This is a genomic window from Bacillota bacterium (genome assembly GCA_012842395.1).
Lineage (GTDB): Bacteria > Bacillota > SHA-98 > UBA4971 > UBA4971 > UBA6256.
This window is the reverse complement of the sequence record DUSX01000034.1, coordinates 1-20678: the sequence shown is the minus strand read 5'-3', so window position 1 is coordinate 20678 and position 20678 is coordinate 1. Positions and strand designations below refer to the sequence as shown.

Sequence of the window (20678 nt, the reverse complement as noted above, 5' to 3'; positions counted from 1 at the left end):
AATGCCGGCGCCTTGGGCGCGGTCCTGCGGTGCCTTATGGAAAGGCCTGGTCCGAGACGCAACGATACCACCTCACAGTCTGGGTCCTGAGCTAGACCTTCTCCGCGACACGTTCGCCTAGGAGCCCCGTGGGACGGAAGATGAGGAGCATGATCAGGATGAGAAACACGAAGACATCTTTCCATGCTGCCGAGATGTAGCCTGCGCCAAGCATCTCCAAGATCCCGAGCAGCAACCCGCCCACCATGGCTCCTGGTATGTTTCCGATGCCTCCGAGGATCGCCGCGGTGAAAGCCTTCAATCCGTACGACCATCCCACGGTGAAGTGGATCTGGCGGTAGTACAAGCCCAGCAACACCCCTGCCACTGCGCCGAGACCAGGCCCGATAATGAAGATGAGCCGGATGATCTGGTCCACGTCGATGCCCATGAGCCTTGCGGTGTCATGGTCGATGGCCGTGGCGCGGATGGCCGCTCCGACCGTTGTGCGCTGTACGAATAGATACAACCCTGCCATCAGGACAAGGGACACGGCGAGAATCAACACCTGCATGAGACTTATGTGGAAGGCTCCGATTTCCCACCGCAGATCAGGGACGGCCCACGATGGATATGCGCGGTAGCGCGGCCCCCAAATGAGCATCGCCGCATTTTGGAGGAAGATCGAAACCCCCATGGCGGAGACGACGGCGGTCAAGCGGTTTGACCTGCGCAGCGGCCGGTAGGCGGCCCGTTCCACCAGCACCCCGAGTGCAGCTATGCCGACAGCGGACACGACCACGGTCACGACAAGAGCGGCCCACAAAGGCAGAGAACTGCCGACAAACGTGCTTACGAGCAAGGTGAATCCAAGGTATGACCCAAGCATGAAGAGGTCACCATGGGCGAAGTTGATGAGCCGCATGACGCCGTACACCATGGTGTACCCCAGGGCCACCAACGCGTACACCGCGCCTACAGTGAGGCCGTTGACGAGTTGCTCTATGAACAAAGCCATACCATCGGCACGGAGGACCCGTCCAAGACGCGGGTCTCCGTGCCGTCACCTCCGTTTCAAATGCGAGTCCCAGTGCGAGTCTCAGGTTGCGGGCAGGGCGCCTGCCTGCCGCGCGCAACCTTTGTGTGCAGCCCCTGCGCGTTGCTGGCTACGGCTGGTATGGCTTGAACTTCCCATCAGCGGTTACTTCGTACGCCAGGTAGATGGCCCCTTCCCTGTCTCCCGCGTCGTCAAACGAGATGGGGCCGGTGATGCCGGGAAGATCCTTCATGTCCTTCCGAATATAATCCGCGAGCACCTTGGAATCCGTGGAACCGGTCGCCTCGATCGCAGCGGCGATCACCTTGAGGGCGTCCGCGGCGTACACAGGCCACGGACTGCTCGGCGGGGCCTTGTGACGGCGCACGTACTCATCCAGGAACGGCTTTGCCTCGGGGTACCGCAGGTCTGTCGGCATAGGCTCCTGCGTCATGAGCGCGCCTTTCGCTATCTCGATCCCGGCGATGCTGATGAACTCGTCGTTGATCGCGGCGTTGCCGCCCACGAAAACCGCCTTGCTGCCGAGATCTCTCATCTGCCTGATGATGAGGCCTGCCTCCGGGTAGTACCCCGTGTAGTACACCACCTCGGGCCTTGCGGTCTGCATGCGGCTGAGCACAGGCGTGAAATCCCTCTCGCCCGGCGTCACGGCGTCGTAAAACACGATCTCGGCCTTCTTCGCCTGCTCGAGCGAGCGGCGGGCCGCCTCGGCGAGCCCCTTTGCGAACGTGGTGTTGTCATGAAGGATCGCGACCCTCTTGAGCTTGAGCGTGTTGTTTACAAACTGCGCGAAGAAGGCGCCCTGGCGATCGTCACGGAAACACGTGCGGAAGAAAAACTTCCAACCGTGGGACGTGAGCTGCTCGGCCGTAGAACCGTACGCGATGTTAAGCAGCCCAGCACGCTCGTAGATCGTCGCCGCAGGCTCGGTCACGGACGAGCCGTACGTGCCTATCACCGCGACGACCTTCTCGCTCAACATCCGCTGAGCGACCAGCGCGCTCTGCTTTGGGCTGCACTGGTCGTCGCCCGGAACGATCTCGATGGGACGTCCAAGGATGCCGCCCCTGGCGTTGATCTCGTCCGCGACGATCTGCACGCAATTCAACGCCATTTCGCCCTCATATGCCCACTGGCCGGTGATGGGCGCCTGGAGGCCTATTCGGATGGGTTCCTTCGCGGCAAACGCAAGGCTCCCGTACCCTAACCCCAGTCCGAGAATCATCGCTAGAAGGAATAAACACACATGTGACCGACGACCTCTCACTTCTCAAGCACCTCCTGTCGATCTCCTCCCCCGCCGGCGTCAGCATGCGCCCGTCCGCCCCGCAAGGTTTCCTCGTCTTCGACGTGCTCCTTCTCCGGGTACCCCTCGGACACGCATGTTCCCTACGTGGGGACGATATTAAGCATACTTATTCGTCCCGTTCCGGGAGAGTCCTCCTTTCGGTTGACCATTTGGCAGAAGAATTGCAGGCGGGCAGGCGCGGGTCGAGCCCGGGCGAAGCGGGGGTGCGTTAGCTTTGGCCTCGTCGCCAGCAGTTGCAGGGTGGCGAATGCTGCACTCGGGGATGGCACCCCGAGCGGGACGCCCTGACAAAGCCCGGCCGCTGGCCTGACAGGCCGGGTTTTGACACGCGCCGCGCAATCACCGGCAACCCCTTCCACTAATCTGAAGCGTCTTGCACCTCCACTTAGCACTGATATATCGGATGTTTCCTGCAGAGATCCTGGACCAATCGGCGAGCGCGTTCGCCCACGGCGCAAGACGGGTTAAGCAAGATGTCCGCAATGAGGTCCGCCACGACCGCGGCCTCGTCCTCTTTGAATCCCCGCGAGGTTATGGCCGCCGTGCCGATACGTACCCCGCTCGTCACGGTGGGCTTCTGCGGGTCGCCCGGTATGAGGTTCTTGTTCACGGCGATCCCCACCTCGGCGAGCGCCTGCTCAGCGCTGTGGCCTGTCACGCCCCTGCCGGCGAGGTTACGCAGGTCCAGGAGCATCAAATGGTTGTCCGTCCCGTCCGTGACGAGCTTCAGCCCACGCTCCTGGAAGCGGGCCGCCATCGCCTGGGCGTTCCTCACGATCTGGGCTGCATACGCCCGAAATTCGGCTGTGGCGGCGAGCTTGAACGTGAGAGCCTTCGCCGCTACGTTCTGCATGATCGGCCCGCCCTGAATACCAGGGAAGATAGCGCTATCGATCGCCTTCGCGTGCTCAGCACGGCATAGAATGAACCCGCCCCGAGCTCCTCGCATGGTTTTCGTGGTCGTGGACGTAACGAAGTCCGCGTACGGGACGGGGCTAGGATGCACACCGCCCGCGACAAGCCCCGCGATGTGAGCCATGTCGACGAGGAGGAGGCTCCCTGACTCATCGGCGATCTGGCGGAAGCGCTCGAAATCTATGACCCTCGGATAGGCACTCGCCCCCGCTATGAGAAGCCGAGGCCGGTGACGAATGGCGAGATCGCGGACCTGGTCATAGTCGATGCGCTCGCTTTCGGGGTCGAGCCCGTACGCGAAGGTGCGGTAGTACTTGCCAGACACATTCACGGCGCTCCCGTGGGATAGGTGCCCACCCTGCTTGAGATCCATCCCCAGGATCGCGTCGCCCGGCTTCAGGGTTGCCACGAAGACCGCAAGGTTCGCGTTGACGCCCGAATGGGGCTGAACGTTGGCGTGCTCCGCGCCGAAGAGGCGCTTTGCCCGTTCGATGGCGAGCGTCTCTACCTCATCCATGTACTTGCAGCCCCCGTGGTAGCGGTGCCCGGGGTACCCTTCTGCATACTTGTTGGTGAGGACCGAGCCCTGGACCTCGAGGATCGCGGGGGGCACTATGTTCTCTGAGGCTATGAGCTCGATGGTGTTGTCTTGACGCTGAAGCTCACCATTGATCGCGGCCGCAAGTTCGGGATCGATGTAACCGAGCGTGTGCACGTCCATTTCCACCGTCCTTTACTGAATATGCATGACTGCTCGACTTCGACCTCTACGCTCATGTTTTCTTTCTGCCCAGGTAAGCGGCTTGGATGTCCTCGTTGGCCAGCAACTCGGCGCCCGTGCCGGCCATGACGATCCTCCCGTTTTCAAGGACGTAACCCGTATCAGCAGTGTTTAAAGCCGCGAACGCGTTTTGCTCGATAAGCAGAATGGTCGTGCCCTCGGCCCGTATCTTTTGAATCACTTGGAAAATGCTCTCTATGAGGACAGGCGCGAGCCCGAGCGAAGGTTCGTCCATCATGAGCAACGCCGGCCGCGACATGAGCGCGCGACCGAGCGCAAGCATCTGTTGCTCGCCACCAGATAACGTGCCGGCCTTCTGCTGTTGTCTCTCCTCGAGGCGTGGGAAGAGGTGGAATACCCATTCGATGTCCTTCGCGATCCCGGCCCGGTCGCTGCGCCCGAACGCACCGAGATCGAGGTTCTCGCGCACCGTTAGGTTGGGAAACACCCTCCTTCCCTCCGGCACAAGGGTGAGGCCAGACTTGATGATCGCTTCCGTGGGGCGGCCGACGATCTCCTTGCCCCGGAACCGAATGCTCCCGCTTCGCGGCTGGACGAGCCCGGCGATTGCCCGGAGCGTGCTGCTCTTGCCGGCTCCGTTCGCGCCGATGAGCGTCACGATCTGCCCAGGCTCCACGCGCATGGAAACGTCCTTCACCGCGTGTATACCACCGTAAAACACGTTCAGATCAGTAATTTCCAGCATGTTTGTACCCGACCCCCAGGTAGGCCTCGATAACGCGCGGGTTCGCCTGGATCTCCGCCGATGTGCCCTCGGCGATGGTCTCGCCGTGGTCGAGGACCATGATACGGTCGCACACCTCCATGATGACGCTCATGTCGTGCTCGATGAGGAGAATGGTGAGGTCGAACCTCGCGAGCACGTCCCTGATGAACCTCACGAGCGCCTGGCTCTCATTTGGATTCATGCCCGCCGCTGGCTCGTCGAGCAGGAGCAGGCGCGGTCTGGTCGCGAGCGCGCGGGCGATCTCCACCCTGCGCTGTTCCCCGTATGGAAGGCTCCCTGCCGGAGCGTCTTTGTATCTGAGCAAACCGAGGTCATCGAGGAGCCTGAGGGACTCCTCGTAGAGCAGGTTCTCCTCGCGCACGTATCCTGGCAAGCGGAGGACCGCGGCGGCAAGCGAGGATCTCAGATGGCACCTATGCCCGATGAGCACATTGTCCACAACGCTCAGCGACTTCATGAGACGGATGTTCTGGAAAGTGCGCGCGATCCCCAGCGCGCACACGAGGTCCGGCCTCATCCCCGTGATGTCCCGGCCTTCGAAGAACACGTGCCCTTGCGTCGGCCTATAAACCCCAGTGATGACGTTGAACACCGTGGTCTTTCCGGCGCCGTTTGGACCTATGAGCCCCACCAACTCGCCGCGGGTCAGGGCTAGATTGCAATCGCTGACGGCGACAAGGCCCCCGAACCTCATCGTTACGTGGTCTAGACGAAGCACGTCAGTGGCCGCCAAAGCTCTCACGTCCCTCCCTCAAGTCAGTTTCGACTGCTGCCCGGAGGCGTCTCTCCCGGCCTCGTCAGTCAGCGCATCACGGTCGTCGTTCGTGCCGCCCTGCCCGCTTGCTGCCTGCCCCATGCCATGGGACATCGACTTATCGCGCGTGTCGGCACGAGTGCTCGGCCTGTACGGTTCTGGCTGCCGGGCACGCAGGGCGGACGGCGTTTCCCCGCGGGTGGTGGCTCGGGCCCGTCGTTCCAGCCTGTTCACCAGCCAGTCCCACGAAAACTCCCTGCCGCCGAAAAGGCCTCTTTGATAAAAGAGGATTATGACGAGCAAAACCAACGAAAACACTACCATGCGCAAGCCGGGGATCTCCGGGACCACAAGAGGACCCAGCCTCCACCCGGCCTCGATCGGCCGGAGAGCCTCAAGGAGAACCGTGTACAGCAAGGCGGTCACTATCGACCCGGTTATGCTCCCGAGCCCGCCGGCCACCACGATTATGAGGATGTTGAACGTGAGCATGAAGCCGAATGTCTTCGGGTCTATGGTGCTCGTAAGACTCCCGAGGAGGGCTCCGCCGATGCCCGCGAACACGGCGCCGGTGACGAAGGAAACAGTCTTGTGATAGGTGACCCTAACGCCCATTATCTCGGCAGCCACCTCGTCCTCGCGGATCGCGAGGAAGGCCTTGCCGTGCGCGGAGCTGACGAGCCTTGAAATGAACCAGACGGTAAAGGCCGCCCATCCCCACGTCCACCAAAGGTTGTTGGCGAAGCCCGGGATACCCTTGAGGCCGAGCGCACCGTTGGTGACCGAGGGGATGTTGTTGGCTACCACCCGGATTATCTCAGCGAATCCGAGGGTGGCTATGCCCAGATAATCGCCGCGAAGCCTGAGGACCGGGAGCCCGATGAGAAAAGCGGCAACGCCTGCCACAAGCCCCCCTGCAATCACGGCGACGAGTGGCGGCGCCGACAGCACGTTGAACGGCCATGCCAGGGGGGCCATGAGGAAGATGACGTCCTTGGTCGCCTGCGGCAGTGTCAGGAGAGCGGCGACGTACGCGCCCACAGCCATGAACCCGGCGTGACCGAGAGAGAACATCCCGGTGAAGCCGTAGATGAGGTTGAGGCTCACTGCGAGGATCACGTTGATGGCGGCAAGGTTGAGGATCCGGAGGGGGTAGTCGCCAAGGTTGCGCTGCAGCCAGTGGATGAGCGCCGCCGCCAGCGCCAGGCTGACCAGGTTGCAAGCGAGCTTCAGACGGGCGCGCCTGGCGACGACTGAAGGGTCACGATACGAGAAGGCGTGTTCCACATCTCCTACCATTGCTCACACCTTTTCCTTTACTTCCTGGCCCATCAGCCCTGAGGGCTTCACCAGCAGAATCACTATGAGGACGAGAAACGCGAACGCGTCGCGAAAACCTGATAAAGCCGGCAGGAACGCGACCAGCATAATCTCCATCATCCCGAGGAGAAACCCGCCGAGCATCGCACCGGGGATGCTGCCAATGCCGCCAAGCACCGCCGCGATAAACGCCTTCAGGCCAGGGATGATGCCCATCAGTGGGTTGATCTGGGGGTACTTGAGCGCCCACATGATCCCGCCCGCTGCCGCAAGCGCTGAGCCCACCGCGAACGTCAGGGAGATCGTCTTGTTCACGTCGATGGCCATGAGCCTGGACGTCTCCATGTCGTAGGATATGGCCCTCATCGCAAGCCCGGCCTTGGTGCGGTACACAAGGTACATGAGGCCCAGTAGAAGAACCATTGAGAGAAGCGGGATGACCCACGTCAGGTTCATGACGCGCACCGCGCCTATGCTGTGGTCTTGAGTGAAGAACTGCGGCACGGCAAACGGCTTCGGGCGGCCGCCGAAAACTACGAGGCCCACGTTCTCCAGGAAAAACGACACGCCTATGGCTGAAATGAGAGCCGAGATGCGAGGCGCGTTCCGGAGGGGACGGTACGCCGCCCGTTCCACCAGGACGCCCATTATCGCGGTTATCACGATGGCGGCTGCAAACGACACCCACCAAGGGAGGGTGAACACGAGCACGAGATAGAAAAGGGCGTACGCGCCCAGCATGAAGATGTCGCCGTGAGCAAAGTTGATCAGCCGCAGGATACCGTAGACCATAGTGTACCCGATGGCCACGAGCGCGTAAAGGCTGCCAAGTGAAAGGCCGTTAGCCACGTTTTGAAGAAACACGACCCAGGTCAAAGCTCCACCTCCCGAACAGACGACGGGCGACCTCGCTACCGGACGATGGGCGATGCCACCCGGGGGCGGAGGCCGCCGCCCCCGGAGCACCGTGCAAGGCCGCGTTCGTCCTTGCCACATTTCGAGCGGTTGCCGGCTCACCGATGTCGGGCCCGGGGAGGGGGCGCCCGACGCCCCAGGCTGGCCGTGCTTTGTCGGGGCTCGGCCCGTGCAGCAAGCGGCCTGATCCTGACCCCTCTCGGCGGATTTCAAGGGATTGCCGGCAGCCCGTCAGAGAACGCATTCCACATTCCAGAACGCGGTGATGCCAACGGCCTGCGTGCCGTGGCGCTACGGATGGATCGTAGTCACGTAACGGAAGACGCCGTTCTGAACCCTGAGGATGACAGCGTCCTTGGTGGCGTTGCCGTTCTCATCGATCGTAATGGTTCCGGTCACGCCCACAAAGCCCTTTGTGGTGGCGAGGGCGTCCCTGATCGCTTTCGGGTTCGTGGAGCCTGCCCGGCGGATGGCGTCGACCACCATGTTGTACGTGTCGAAGCCCAGGGCCGCGTTGGCGTTGGGCTCTTTCCCATACTTCTTCTTGTAAGCTGCCACGAAATTCTTCGCGACCTCGTTGGCAGGTGCCTCGGCGCTGTAGAAGGAACTTATCGTGAGGCCCTCCACCGCCTTACCGCCGATGCTCATGAGCTCCGGTGCATCGAGAGCGTCGCCGCCAAGGATGGGAATGTTGCTGCCGAGCTGTCGGAGCTGCTTGGCTATGAGCGCCGCGTCACCGAAGTAACCCGGGACGAAGAGAGCCTCGGCCTTGGCCGATATCACCTGGGTGAGCTGGGCCGTAAAGTCCTGGTCACCCGTTTGGTATGCGACCTCGGCGACTATGCTCTTCGGGTCACCCGTCAGTGCCGTGAACGTCTTCTTGAAGTAGTTGGCGAGCCCTACTGAGTAATCCTGGGCAACGTCCTTCAGGATGGCCACTTTCTTTAGCTTGAGGTTGTTGAACACGTACTTGGCCATCACTTCGCCCTGGAACGGGTCGATGAAACATGCGCGGAACACGTACTTCTTGCCCTGCGTCACGAGGGGGTTCGTGGCGGAGTCGGTCACCATTGGGATGCCGGCCTTCTCAGCGACATCACCGCCGGCGATGGAGTTGGAGCTCCCGTAGCTCCCTATGATTGCGACGACCTTTTCCTGCTCGACGAGGCGGGCTACCGCGTTCGCGGATTCAACTTTGTCGCTCTTGTTGTCCACGAGAATCAGCTTGATCTGTCTCCCGAGGACAGTCGGTTGCATCTCCTGGGCGAGCGCGATGCCTTCCCAGGTCATCTGACCACCGGCGGCCATCGCACCGGTCATCGGCTCGTAAACGCCGATCTTGATGGGCTCGGTGCTCTGTGCGAACGCTGCGATGGAAGTCAAGAGGACCAAGAGGGTTACTCCCAAGACTGCCTGAATCGACCTTCTCACGGTGATGGCTCCTCCTTTGCTCCGGGACCGGCACGCGAGCTGTCCGGGCCGGGCCCATCTCTTCTCGGACCTTCTCTTGCTCGGGACACACTCTCCATCAGGCAAGTCAGGCTTTTGCTGTTGTATCTCTCAGGCTCTTTTCACCCCCTGCCTTACGCGTCTTGGGCGGGAGCCGCTGGGCGCGGCCTCTTGCTTCCGAGGCATTGCCCTCTTGCCGCTGCGGGAAAGGGGACGTAGCGCACTCCCCGGGAGCCTTTTGCCAGCGTGCGGCCCGTGACCGCCTGCTGCGTCGCCTTAAACAAGTCAGGTATTTCGCCACGTCACCCCGGAATCCTTCTATACCGGCTTTTCTGCCACCGAGGCTTTTCTACCATCCAGGAGGGTGCCGGACACATTCAAGCGAATAGCCGCGGTGGGCACGCCCAGGCGTCTGTCTCTCGGCATGGCGCGTGTGCCGGCAGCCGTGGTGGGCGGCCATTCGGGCCGCGCGGCGTCTGCGAGCGGTGAGTGGTGGCACGCTGCATGGAGCACATGCCTGGTCTAAGCATGGCGCCATGAGTCTTCGTCTCCTTTCTCGACGGAGTCAGGGTTGCGGGTGGTTGCACGACGAGACGTGGAGAATTCGGATGTCTCCCGCGCCGAATTCGAGCGAGGCACACCGCAAGCGCGCCGTCCCCGGAGGGCGAGGCCGATGGCCCTAGCCAGGCCCACCGCCGAAGAGTAGCCCGAGCGTTTGGCGACATACTTAGACGTGTCGTGCCAAGAAGGCGCCCCCGCGCGGGGGACAGCCCGGGCGCATTGCACTATGTTGGCGAGTGACATCTGCGAGAACCCCGCCCGCCTATCGGGAGGGCCGAGCACATGCATGCAGAATACTCTAAGGAAGCGCATTTCTCCCAGACAGACCAGAAAAGGAGGACACGTTTCATGCGACTCATGCGATGGAGACCCTCGACAAGGATTTGCGCACTTGCGTCAGTGGCGTTCTGCACGATTGCCCTTGTGGCCGGCTGTACCGTGAACACGGGGCCCAGCATTCTGTGGACTCAGGTCACGTACATCCCGAACGACGGGAGCGGCAGCGCCGTTCTCAAGGGCAAGATCACGAACATCGGGGGCGCCGACGTGCATTATGCCGGGATCGTCGGCCACGCGTACGGTCCTGACGGAGATGAGTTGGCCACGTCGACGAGCGTCTCGATCCGAGCGATCGAGCCGGTCGGTTTCGTGATCCGTCCAGGCCAGACCCAGGCATACGCTCTTGCGTTTGATGCGAGCGCGATCGCCAATGTCACCACGTTCAGGATCGTAATTGCAAGCTCCCTCAATCCCATCAGGGAAACGAGGTGGCAGGAGCTTTACTTCGTGGGTGCGGAGTGAACGCCAGGAGCGGACGGCCGCTGCGTTGCGCCTTCGTCCGGCCGCTCCTCGCCTTTGAGGTTGCACGCGAAAGGAGGAGACTTGGGGGCCCACTTGGCGGGCCCGGTGGATTCTTCCCTGACGTGGTTTTGCACACTTGGTTTGGCCCACAACATCCGCCTTTTCGAGATGGAAAACCCGCTGCGGAAAGATTGGGCAGGAAGGGCTGAAACTGCCGGATAGCTGTGGGTTGACAAATGTTGGTGCGAGAGACGGGATTTGAACCCGTACGGGGATTACCCACCAGATCCTAAGTCTGGCGCGTCTGCCGTTCCGCCACTCTCGCACCGTAAACCTGTGACTCTCCTGGGTTGTTGTGTTGCGCGGCGTACCCGGTTGGGCGGGCTCCTCCGCGCCCCGTCGCTGCCTTCACAACGTATTCTAGCAGATGACTGGGGCAAGGTCAATGATGCCGGGCGCCGAACGGGCGCCTGGACGGTCGACGTGAGATGCCCGCCGTGCCCGCGCCCGCCACCGCCCCCGCCCTGGCGGTGCCGGTGAGAGTCCTAGCTCTACCACGGGAGCCCGCCGAGAGCTTTCCTGATGCTAGGCAGCGCGTCGAGAGCTGCCTCCTCGCCCCTTGCGATGATCTGGCGGGCTTCCCAAAACTCCACGCCCGTGGCAAACGCGACGTCCGGCTCGATCACCACCTTCGCCTCTCCCCGCCTTGCCTCGAACAGCCGAATCTGCATGATGTCGAGGGTGTTGAGGATTATGTCGACCGTGCCGGGCTTCTCCACCTGCTTGCGCTCGAGCTTGGGAAGCACGCTCACGGCAACCGAGACGGCGGATCTGTCGAGCATGCGGATGTAGTCGACTGGCACAGGATTGACGACCCCGCCGTCCACGAGCATCCTGCGGCCCAACTGGACGGGCACGAACACCACCGGGATGGAGATGCTGGCGCGTATGGCGTCAACAACATCTCCTTCGCGGAGGATGACCTCCTCACCCGTGAGGATGTCCGCCGCAGCCACGGCCAGCGGGATTCTGAGCTCGGAGAAATCCACGTCCCCAATGAACGAGCGCAGGAGCTCCTCGATCTTCTTGCCCATGATGAACCCTTGCTTCGGGGGTATTGGATCTATCCATGCAAGCACGGACCGCCTCGTCACGGCGAGCGCATATCTTTCCATCTCAGACAGGGGCATCCCCGCTGCATAGAGCCCGCCGACGAGGGCGCCCATACTGGCCCCGGAGATAGCTTTGACCTCGATTCCCTCGCGCTCCAGCACCTTCAGCACGCCTATGTGGGCGAGCCCTCTTGCTGCTCCGGAACCAAGGGCGAGACCTACGCCGCGCTTGCACAAACATCTGGACCCGGCATCTTCGCCGACCGACATCAGTCTTCTGTCCTCCTTGCGCAACCTCTCATCACGTCACGTGTGCCGCGCGGGCCCCCTGGTCGAATGCAGACGGCTGACCACCGCTGTCCCCGTCGGTCCCCGTCCGCCTGCCTTCCGCGTCATCCCCGCACCCCGAAGGACGCGAACTCTCCCCGGTATTCAGACCACCGGACTTCCACGTCGTCGACCCTTGCCCAAGGCGGTCCCTCCCGGAGGAGCGCGATGAAGCGTTCGAGCTTGTATCGCTCTCCCTCAGCCACGACCTCCACCGCCCCGTCATACCGGTTTCTTACCCACCCGCGGAGGCCGAGGGACATCGCATGTCTTTGAGCGAACCCCCGGAATCCGACTCCCTGGACCCTCCCGGTGAGCGTCACCTCTACCCTCATGGCGTCCCCCAGCCATTGCCAGTCATTGCCGTTCGGCTCGTTGCCCCGGCTCGTACCGTTGTCCTGACCTCTACCCATCCCTACCATATGTCGCCGTCTCTGCCTTTTAATGGTTGTAATCCCATAATGTTCAGCGTGGAATTCTGCACGGACGTGAGTAAAACCTTCAAGCCCCGGGCATGACTATAACTGCCGACGGTCCCACGGTTGATGCGAGGGGATTATGGCAAAGGCCATATTCTGAAGGAGAGAGCCATTTCTCACCATGTTGTGAACTTGCCTCTCCCACCTCAACTCAGCCGTCACCGTCGGCCCTCGTTTCGTCCGAGCGTGAACACGGGGCCGGCGGGGCGCGAGCCGGCCTCGGAAAAACAGAGCCGCCTGGCAACCCTGCCACGGCGGCTCTCGACGTGCCTCAGTGCCCCTTCGCCCACACGCCGGTCCCCGACCCGTGAGGGCTATTGGGTACATAAAACTGGTCGGAGCGGCGAGACTTGAACTCGCGACCTCCTGAACCCCATTCAGGCGCGCTAGCCAAACTGCGCCACGCCCCGACCAAACTCTAGCTTGCCCGCGTCTTCACGGTCCAAGAGAATTATACCAGATCGATGGCGTGGCCGCAACCCCGAGTTTGACCATGGGGCTCGGGGCGGGTCGAGCTCGATCGGGATGAGGCAGGCTCAAGCCGGCCTCATTTGGCGACGGCGTCTTTGAGAGTCTTGCCGGCCTTGAAAACCGGCACCGTCCTCGCCGCGATTCGGATGGTCTTGCCAGTTCTTGGGTCTCTGCCTGCCCTGGCCGCCCTCTTTCGTGTTTCAAAGCTCCCGAAGCCCACGAGAGACACCTTTTCCCCTGCGGCAAGGGCTTCCGAGATGGATTCAAACACCGCGTCGACCACTCGCCCGGAGTCCTTCTTTGTGAAACCGGTTTTGGCTGCAACTTTGTCAACCAGCTCAGTCTTGGTCATTCCGGAAACCTCCTTTCGCAGGTATGTTGCCCACTTCAAGCAGGATTTATAAAGGCGGGCCGCCTCATGCGGCCCGCCTTCGCCGTTCGTGCCGGCCTTCTCATCCCAGTCCCAGGGATGGTGACACGAGTTTTCATCCCTTTACGTGAGCGCACCGGGATTGTCGGTGCTCGCACAACAGCCGGGCGTCGAGGATTTGGCAAGCCCGCAGTCGTCTCCGCGGCGGCCTTGGCTCTCTCTGCCCGAAGCGTGCCATTTGCCCGGCCTCACGTGAGCTTCAGCAGGCCTCACAGGATTATGCAGATGAGTCCTCCACTGCCCTCGTTCACGATCTTCTGGAGGGTTTCCTGCAGCTTTTGCTGGGCGTTCTCGGGCATCCGATAAAGCTTGCTCTCGATGCCTTCCTTCACCAGCTCATGCAGGGACTTGCCGAGGAAGTCGGTGTTCCAGATGCGGTCGGGGTCTTTCTCGAATTCCTCTGACAGTCGCCTGACAAGCTCCTCTCCTTGCCTTTCGGTGCCTACGTTCGTCGTGACCTCCGTCTCGATGTTCGCCCGGATCATGTGGATGGACGGGGCCGACGCCTTGAGCCTCACGCCGAATCGGCTCCCCTGCCTGATGAGCTCCGGCTCTTCGAACGTGAGCTCGTCGAGGAGCGGCATCACTATGCCGTACCCCAGCTCGCGCGCGTCTCGCAGACCGTCCGCCACCTTGTCGTATTCCCTCTTCGCAACCGAGAGCTCCTTCATGAGGCGCAGGAGGTGGTGATCGCCCTCCACCTCGAGGCCGCTCACCTCCTGCACTACCTGGAAGAAGAGGCTTCTCGGGGCCTCAAGGTCGATGACCACGGTGCCCGTGCCAAGCTCCATGGTGGTGAGATTCGCCTCTGAGACGAATTCTTCCTGGGACAGCTTATCGACAACCGCGTGTATGTCGCGTATTCTCTTGACCTCCTTCACCGTGCCCACCACAGCCTGCTGGAACCTCTGCCTGAGCCAATGGTCCTCCGCAAGCTCGCTGAGCCATACGGGCAGCCTCACGTTTACCTCGCGGACGGGGAATTCGTATAGCACTTCACGCAGGACCCCTTTGACGTCCTCGACGTCCATCCGCATGCAATCGAGGGGGATGACCGGTACCTGATACTTGTCGGCCAGCTCCGACGCAAGGTTCTGGACCTCTCTCGACCATGGCGCCGCCGAGTTGAGGACTGCCACGAAAGGTTTGTGAAGGTCGCGAAGCTCGGCGATGACTCGTTGCTCCGCGGGGACGTAATTCTCTCTCGGGATCTCCGTGATCGATCCGTCTGTGAGCACTACGAGGCCGATTGTTGAGTGGTCAGTTATGACCTTCCGCGTCCCGAACTCCGCCGCCTCCTCGAACGGGATCTCATGGTCAAACCAGGGCGTGACGACCATCCTGGGGCCGGCCTCATCCTCGTATCCGAGCGCTCCCCTCACAGTATAACCGACGCAGTCAACGAGCCTCACCCGGACCTTGACGTTGTCCTCGATCTCGACTTCCACGGCCTCGCTCGGCACGAATTTCGGCTCGGTCGTCATGATGGTCCTGCCGCCCCCGCTTTGCGGCAGTTCGTCCACCGAGCGTTGTTTGTCGTACACGTCGGCGATCCTCGGGAGGACCAGGAGGTCCATGAAACGCTTGATGAATGTGGACTTCCCCGTTCTGACCGGCCCGACCACTCCAATGTAGATGTCGCCGCCTGTACGTGTCGCGATGTCCTGGAAGATATCGAACGTCTCCATACCGGCTCCCTCCCCCGGCACCGGGTCGCACCCGGCTTTCAGAATAATGTATATGACCGGAGGAGATGATTATTACCCAGGCTTCGAAAACGGCGGACGAACCCGCAACGCCGTCTGCTGCCGGTCGGTGGCGCGCTCAGAAACGGGGCCCCGAGCGCGATGCCTCGGCACGACCTGGCCCGCGAGGCCCCTGGAGAAGCTCGACGGTCTCCTGCGCCCGCACTTACGCCTGGCCCTTGATCAAGGAGAAGGCCTCGGCTCTCGCGGCGACGTCCTTGCGGAACAGGCCGCGCACCGCGGATGTCACTGCGATGCTGCCCGGCTTGGTCACGCCGCGCATCGACATGCACATGTGCTCGGCCTCGATCACCACCACCACACCGTGGGGCTTGAGCGCGTCGTCGATCATGTCAGCGACCTCGCTCGTGAGCCTTTCCTGGAGCTGCGGCCGTCTCGCGACGGTCTCGACCACCCTCGCGAGCTTGCTCAGGCCGACGACACGTCCCCCCTTCGGCAAATACGCCACGTGGGCCTTGCCATGGAATGGCAGGAGATGGTGTTCGCACACGGAATAGAACGGGATGTCCTTGATGATGACCATTTCCTCGTGGTGCTCGTTGAACACCGGCGTGAGAAGCTCGCGCGGGTCCTTGCCGACCCCGCAGAATATCTCCTCACACATTTTCGCGATCCGTCGCGGAGTCTCCCGCAGGCCCTCGCGGTCCGGGTCCTCTCCGATCGCCTCGAGAATGTCCCGTACCGCCCTCATAATCCTTGCTTCGTCCAATTGCGCGTACCCCCTCATATCAGCTTCCCTTTGAGCATCCGCGCCACCCCGGCCGGCGCCGGGGCGCCCTCCGATGCCGGCGCTCATCCTCCCGCCTGCGCGCGGTCAGCTATGATGCTCCCGAGGATGAGCGCAAGCGCGCGAAGGTCCATTGCGTTGTGCTCGAGGATCGGGCGTATCAGGATGGGATTCCTGGTCCTCACGAACTCGTGGTAGACCTCGGGGATCATGTAGCCCGGGATGTCGCCGTGGCGCACGTGGCCAACGAGGTGTTCCGCTACGGTCACGAGCCTGCAGTCGGGCAGCGCCTGGCGGTAGAGACGCCGAACGATTCTGAGCAGGTCCAGGTGCAGCTGGCACGGCCCGTACTCGATTCCGTGGAAGGCCATGCGGTCGCGCATGTACGGGATGTCGAACCTGCGCCCGTTGTAGGTCGTGATCACGGGGAGCCTCCCAAGCTCCTCACGGACCACCACGAGCACATGGGCTTCCTCTTCGTACGATCTTGCAAGGTACTGGCGCAGCAGAAGGTTTCCGTCGTCCACAAAGCGCATGACGCCCACAAGGAAGAGCGGCTGCGTGCTGTAGAGGCCGGTTGTCTCGATGTCAACAAGCGCGATGTCTGTCACGGGGTAGAACCCGAGGAGATCGAGCTCCGAGGCGCCGCACCTAGCAAGGAACTCGCAGTCGCGTCTCTCGATCGCCGCAAGCACACCGCGCGCCGCCTCGCCGAAGCGCCGGTGCCCCGACAAGCACGCAAGATCCTCGTACCCGTGAGCCTTCAGTTTCTCCTCGGTCTTCGGCCCGATTCCCCGCACAAGCTTGAGATTGCGACGGAGCCTGTCCCGCACGTCGTCCACAGAAACGCGCGCTGGGGGAAACGCGCGCTCTGCGACGTAGTAATCTCCCTCCCCAAGAAGCTCGTCGGCAGGTCTCGGCGTGGTCTTCACCCCGGCAATCTCCCCTTTCCATCCACACGCGCCTGTCTCCCAAGCGTGTCACTCATTACTCATACAAGCGCGGCCGCACAACAACGCCAGCTCACCGGGCAAGCCATTCGCGGTCGCTGCCCACAACCCTCTTTCTCCGAAAAGCCCGCGGGCGGAGCCGGCCCCCACGCGACCGACCCCGCCCGACGGCTCCACAGAGCGACGCATGTGCGGCGCCGCCCATGTCCGTTCTATGAAGCCCGAGGGTGGCTCTCTCAATGGTAATTGTGATCCGCGCCGCGCGGAAAACCCCCTATGTGATGCTTCTGCTTGAACTCCTCCGAGAACGTGCTGGAGAAGTGGATCACGTAACCGGAGTCGAGGGTAATGAGAACTTCTTCCCAATAACCTGGGTCCTGCGGCCCTGCCTCGCTTGTCCGGACATCCACGTCCACGATGACGGTGCCCACGACGCTTTGCCGAAATCCCTCGACATCGTCAATCAGATAGTAGGTCATGGCCATCCCTCCCTGATTGATCTCATTCCCAGCGTCTGGCGTCCACCGACCAGCGGTTTCGCGCCTGGACCTCGAAGCGCTGCTCCCGCTACTATCCTATTTCGCGGGCTAGCCGCCGATGACCCGGACCCGGTAGAGGATCTCGACTTCCTTCCCTTTGGGCACCTTGACCTTGAACGCGGCAGTGCTCGCGTCCAGTTTCTGGTACGAGGACGGAACGCAGCTCAGGATCGTCCATTCCCCCGCAAACCGCTCGAGGGCCGTGATCTCGACGTCCTCGTCCTTGTGGTTCCGAAGTCTGATGCAGCACGCCTCCTCGTATGAATTGGTCCCAGTTTTCTTGTAATCTGTGACCGTGCGTTCCCCCACGAGGTCGAAAGCGTTCCCCACGTACAGGCGCACGGTTTCGTCGCGAGGGGTGTGTTCGATGGTATCCTCTCCTACGAAGTCGACTCTCTTGTCGGCCGAGGCTTTGTACACACGCACCTTTCCCGCTGGAAGCGGGATGCCCAGCCCCGCGGCGGCCTTGTTCTGGAACTCTACGATGATCTTGACGTCCCCGGTTTCCTTCTTTCCGGCGTATGTTTCGTACCCATAATGCCCGTCTGCAACCTCGAAGACGTATGACTTGCTTATGGGCACGCTCGCTGCCGAGAGGAGGCCGATCTGTTTCTGCTCATTGTCGGCAAGCGTGGTCCGGCGTGCGAGCTCGTACGAGTGGTATTCGAAAACGGGCTGCTCCTCGACGCCAGCCTCCGCGAGCACGGTGGGCGCGCGCATCTGCACAGCCTTGAAGGCGGCCTGATCCTGCGTAGTGCGCACTTCGCCCGCTACGAGCTTCAGCGAAGCGTTCGGGTATGTGGCCCCGCTTTTGTTATCAAGCGTAACCCACCCGTCGACGGACGCGAACTTTTCCTTCGCGTCCAGCACGCAGATGTAGTCCGCGCGCCAGCTTATCCCGCCTGTGAGATAGTCGGCCTCAACAATGTGGTCGGCCGTCGAACGCGCGTCCACGTACCACACGAGGGTGGGCTGAAGGACGAGGCCCGATGGCAACTCGGGAAGCCTGACATTGCTCGGTGGCACGAATACGATCCGGTCATCGTACATCTCCACGGTGAGCTGGCCCTGGGAGTCCACGGCAAGGAGGCGTGCCGGAAGAATGACACCGTCCTGGTTGACCTCGATTTCTTTCCCGATGTACTTCTTGAGGACCCTATCTCTGCTCGCCAGGTCGTACTCGAAACTTTGCTCGAGCACCTTGAGGTCGCCGGGCGCAGTCAGTGAAACCAAGCGGACCGAGGATGGGTCCAGTTCCCGCGCGACCTGGGAAAACCTCACTGCGCTCGTACCCTGGTTCAGCGGCACGAGACGCTCGTCGCGCACGAGGGCGAGGTTATCGTAGATGGTGAGGGACACGTTTCTTTGCTGCTCAGGACCGACCTCTACGCTCGCGCCCGCATCCTTGGCAACGGGCGCCGGGCTCTGGGCGCCTGCGGCGCAAGGCCCTCCAAGCGCGAGGAACACAAGTGCTGCGGCCGCAAGGAGCGGGAGAATGGAAATGCGCCTTCGACCCCTCACGTTGATCCCCCCTCGAGACTCCAAGACTCAGACTCCAAGACTCGGAATGCGACGTCCGGCGCGGACGTAGGCCTAGCTCACGAGCTCAGCCACTGTTGCGGCATCGAGCCGCTTTATGACCTCCGTGACAAGGGCCACGGTGCGATCGTAGTCGTCTCGGTTTATGAGGGAAGCGTGGCTGTGTATGTAGCGCGACGGGACGCCGATGACCACGGACGGAACACCGCGACCGTGTAGGTGGATCCTGCCGGTATCGGCCGCTCCTCCCTCCATGAAGTCTATCTGGTACGGGATGTCGTGGGCTTTTGCGGTATCGATGACGAGGTCGCGAAGCTTGATGTTGGGGACTAGAGACCGGTCATATATGAGGATGACGGGACCCGCGCCCATCCGCTCCTGGACCTTCTCCTTGTCGCCTCCCGGAGTATCGTTGGCGATGCCAACCTCGAGTGCGAACGCGACATCGGGGTCGACCACGTCTGAGCTGGTCTCGGCGCCACGCAGCCCTACCTCTTCCTGCACTGTGGCCACGGCGTAGACCGTGTTGGGATGGGTCGCGGCATGGAGATTCCTGAGCACGTCAATGAGGATTGCGCAACCGACCCTGTCGTCCCACGCTTTGCCCATGTATACTTTCTCATTCTTGAGGATCTGAAAACCGCTCTCCGGGATCACGGGATCTCCCGGACGGATGCCGAACTCGTTCGTGGCTTGATCGAAGCTCGTGGCCCCTACGTCTATGAACATCTCCTTTTTCTCAACGACCTTCTTACGCTCCTCTTCGGTGAGAAGGTGAGGCGGCTTCGAGCCGATGATGCCGGGCACGTCACCGGACGCGGTCTTGACAACGACCCTCTGCGCTAGCATGACTTGGTCGAACCACCCGCCGAGAGGCAGGAACCGCAAAAAGCCCTCGGGGGTAATGGACTTGACCATGAACCCGATCTCGTCCATGTGGGCGGCCAGCATCACCCTGGGCCGGTCTCCCGTTCCCGTGCGGCGCGCCACGAGGCTCCCCAGCCGGTCCTGCTCGATCGCAGCGTACGGCTCAACATACCTTCTGATGATCTTCCGTACCTCTCTCTCATAGCCTGACACACCGGGGGCCTCTGAGAGCTCTTTGAGCATCTTCGCAATTGCATCCATCGGCGCAAACCCTCCTCCGCAAGCTGGCGGGGCGTGCCCGCCGCATGCCGTTTCTCCTGGTTAGTTCGCCACCTCTCAGTCCTATCCTGCTTTGCCCATGGCCTATACGGCAGGACACGTTCTTGGCACGCCACCCTGGCAAAAAAAACGGGGAACGAACCGCTCGTTCCCCGACGGGACTCCTTTCGGCACATCCGATGTGCCTGCTTGATGCCCTCGAACGATGCTACCCTGGGGAGATCTTCGTCACGTCGTGCTCGTCGAAGATCCCCCTTTTCACCTCGGAAGCTATGATTCGGCGGGCCTTGAACTGGTCACGAATGTAGCGGCACGCGACCATGGGGTCCACCTTCTCCCCACACGTAAACACATCGACTGCAGCATACCTGTGCTCGGGCCAGGTGTGGATGGCCAGGTGTGACTCGGATATGACCACCACACCACTCACGCCCTGAGGGCTGAATTTATGAAACGCCACCTCGCGGATCTCAGCTCCTGCCCGCAAAGCAGCGTCTACCATGATCTCCCGAACGGCTTCGATGTTGTCAAGCACCTCAGGGTCACACTCGTACGCCTCGCACAGGATATGACGCCCCAAAGTGTTTGCCATCCAAAGTCCCG

At 61.9% G+C, this 20678-nt stretch carries 19 protein-coding genes and 2 tRNA genes; 1 reads left to right on the top strand and 20 read right to left on the bottom strand.

Going from position 1 to position 20678, the window contains the following annotated elements; translation table 11 throughout:
* Positions 1-91 precede the first annotated feature (91 nt).
* The 8 genes from GX515_09885 to GX515_09850 all read right to left on the bottom strand — a co-directional run bounded on the left by GX515_09885 (position 92) and on the right by GX515_09850 (position 9209).
* Positions 92-997: a branched-chain amino acid ABC transporter permease gene (locus GX515_09885; protein HHY33299.1), complete on the bottom strand. Its 906-nt coding sequence runs from the start codon at positions 995-997 to the stop codon at positions 92-94.
* Between the two features lie 148 nt (positions 998-1145).
* On the bottom strand, positions 1146-2261 hold the full coding sequence (locus GX515_09880) for a branched-chain amino acid ABC transporter substrate-binding protein (GenBank protein HHY33298.1): 1116 nt from the start codon (positions 2259-2261) through the stop codon (positions 1146-1148).
* A gap of 469 nt (positions 2262-2730) precedes the next feature.
* Positions 2731-3981, bottom strand: a complete 1251-nt coding sequence (locus tag GX515_09875; protein HHY33297.1) for a serine hydroxymethyltransferase — start codon at positions 3979-3981, stop codon at positions 2731-2733.
* A gap of 52 nt (positions 3982-4033) precedes the next feature.
* Positions 4034-4747 (bottom strand): ABC transporter ATP-binding protein, encoded by a 714-nt coding sequence (locus GX515_09870; protein HHY33296.1) that lies wholly within the window; start codon positions 4745-4747, stop codon positions 4034-4036.
* On the bottom strand, positions 4731-5483 hold the full coding sequence (locus GX515_09865) for an ABC transporter ATP-binding protein (protein HHY33295.1): 753 nt from the start codon (positions 5481-5483) through the stop codon (positions 4731-4733). Before GX515_09865 ends, GX515_09870 begins: the two co-directional genes overlap by 17 nt.
* Positions 5484-5540: 57 nt before the next feature.
* Positions 5541-6842 (bottom strand): branched-chain amino acid ABC transporter permease, encoded by a 1302-nt coding sequence (locus GX515_09860; protein HHY33294.1) that lies wholly within the window; start codon positions 6840-6842, stop codon positions 5541-5543.
* A 3-nt stretch (positions 6843-6845) separates the two neighbouring features.
* Positions 6846-7739 carry a branched-chain amino acid ABC transporter permease gene (locus GX515_09855; protein ID HHY33293.1) on the bottom strand — a complete coding sequence of 298 codons (894 nt, stop codon included), beginning with the start codon at positions 7737-7739 and terminating at the stop codon, positions 6846-6848.
* A 330-nt stretch (positions 7740-8069) separates the two neighbouring features.
* Positions 8070-9209, bottom strand: coding sequence for an ABC transporter substrate-binding protein (locus GX515_09850; GenBank protein ID HHY33292.1), 1140 nt, complete (start codon positions 9207-9209; stop codon positions 8070-8072).
* Positions 9210-10136: 927 nt separating this feature from the next.
* Between GX515_09850 and GX515_09845 the strand changes: the two genes are divergently transcribed.
* On the top strand, positions 10137-10589 hold the full coding sequence (locus GX515_09845) for a hypothetical protein (GenBank protein HHY33291.1): 453 nt from the start codon (positions 10137-10139) through the stop codon (positions 10587-10589).
* A gap of 240 nt (positions 10590-10829) precedes the next feature.
* Here GX515_09845 and GX515_09840 read toward each other — a convergent pair.
* From GX515_09840 to GX515_09785, 12 genes are all read right to left on the bottom strand, one after another.
* Positions 10830-10914: transfer RNA gene (locus GX515_09840), tRNA-Leu, on the bottom strand.
* Positions 10915-11140: 226 nt separating this feature from the next.
* On the bottom strand, positions 11141-11971 hold the full coding sequence (locus GX515_09835; GenBank protein HHY33290.1) for a patatin family protein: 831 nt from the start codon (positions 11969-11971) through the stop codon (positions 11141-11143).
* 122 nt (positions 11972-12093) lie between these two features.
* Positions 12094-12441, bottom strand: coding sequence for an acylphosphatase (locus GX515_09830; protein HHY33289.1), 348 nt, complete (start codon positions 12439-12441; stop codon positions 12094-12096).
* A gap of 398 nt (positions 12442-12839) precedes the next feature.
* A tRNA-Pro gene (locus GX515_09825) sits at positions 12840-12917 on the bottom strand.
* 137 nt (positions 12918-13054) lie between these two features.
* Positions 13055-13330 (bottom strand): HU family DNA-binding protein, encoded by a 276-nt coding sequence (locus GX515_09820; protein HHY33288.1) that lies wholly within the window; start codon positions 13328-13330, stop codon positions 13055-13057.
* Between the two features lie 287 nt (positions 13331-13617).
* Entirely contained in the window at positions 13618-15096 is a 1479-nt protein-coding gene (gene spoIVA / locus GX515_09815; protein HHY33287.1) for a stage IV sporulation protein A, read from the bottom strand.
* A gap of 223 nt (positions 15097-15319) precedes the next feature.
* Positions 15320-15901, bottom strand: coding sequence for a GTP cyclohydrolase I FolE (folE, locus tag GX515_09810; GenBank protein ID HHY33286.1), 582 nt, complete (start codon positions 15899-15901; stop codon positions 15320-15322).
* A 65-nt stretch (positions 15902-15966) separates the two neighbouring features.
* The gene (locus GX515_09805; GenBank protein HHY33285.1) at positions 15967-16833 is read right to left on the bottom strand and encodes a hypothetical protein; all 867 of its coding nucleotides are present in this window, start codon (positions 16831-16833) and stop codon (positions 15967-15969) included.
* A gap of 254 nt (positions 16834-17087) precedes the next feature.
* Positions 17088-17330: a hypothetical protein gene (locus GX515_09800; protein HHY33284.1), complete on the bottom strand. Its 243-nt coding sequence runs from the start codon at positions 17328-17330 to the stop codon at positions 17088-17090.
* A 108-nt stretch (positions 17331-17438) separates the two neighbouring features.
* Positions 17439-18935, bottom strand: a complete 1497-nt coding sequence (locus GX515_09795; protein ID HHY33283.1) for a DUF4139 domain-containing protein — start codon at positions 18933-18935, stop codon at positions 17439-17441.
* Between the two features lie 48 nt (positions 18936-18983).
* A complete protein-coding gene (locus GX515_09790; protein HHY33282.1) occupies positions 18984-20057 on the bottom strand; it encodes a M42 family metallopeptidase in 1074 nt (357 codons plus the stop codon).
* Between the two features lie 226 nt (positions 20058-20283).
* A complete protein-coding gene (locus GX515_09785) occupies positions 20284-20667 on the bottom strand; it encodes an S-adenosylmethionine decarboxylase proenzyme (protein ID HHY33281.1) in 384 nt (127 codons plus the stop codon).
* Positions 20668-20678: the final 11 nt, after the last annotated feature.